This is a genomic window from Achromobacter sp. DH1f (genome assembly GCF_000633435.1).
In the GTDB taxonomy this organism is placed as follows: domain Bacteria; phylum Pseudomonadota; class Gammaproteobacteria; order Burkholderiales; family Burkholderiaceae_B; genus Achromobacter; species Achromobacter deleyi.
In genome coordinates, this window is the sequence record NZ_AYMF01000147.1 from 1 (window position 1) to 352 (window position 352).

A 352-nucleotide genomic window follows, 5' to 3' on the forward strand; every position below is an offset into this window, starting at 1 on the left:
GGTGATGTACCTGGGCCGCATTGTGGAGCAGGCGGCGGCCGACGAACTGTTCGAGTCTCCAAAGCATCCGTATACGAGGATGTTGCTGGACACGATTCCGGATCTGGATGATCCACGGCGGGATCGGGAGCCAATGGGGGGCGAGGTTCCGAATCCGATCATGCCGCCGGCAGGGTGCACGTTTCATACTCGGTGCGGAATGGTGCAGGAGAGGTGCCGAAGTGTGGTGCCTGAGGTGGCGTTGGTTGGGGGGCGGGAGGTGCGGTGTCATTTGGTTGCTGGGGCGGGTTGAGGGGGGGGCATTTCTTTTTGAGAGGCGTTAGTGCGGCGGTTGTTCTTCGTAGGTCGCCCC

At 61.9% G+C, this 352-nt stretch carries 1 protein-coding gene; it reads left to right on the top strand.

Annotation, left to right across the window (positions count from 1 at the left end; genetic code table 11):
- Positions 1–4 precede the first annotated feature (4 nt).
- The gene (locus U858_RS0133495; RefSeq protein WP_304413279.1) at positions 5–292 is read left to right on the top strand and encodes an oligopeptide/dipeptide ABC transporter ATP-binding protein; all 288 of its coding nucleotides are present in this window, start codon (positions 5–7) and stop codon (positions 290–292) included.
- Positions 293–352 lie beyond the last annotated feature (60 nt).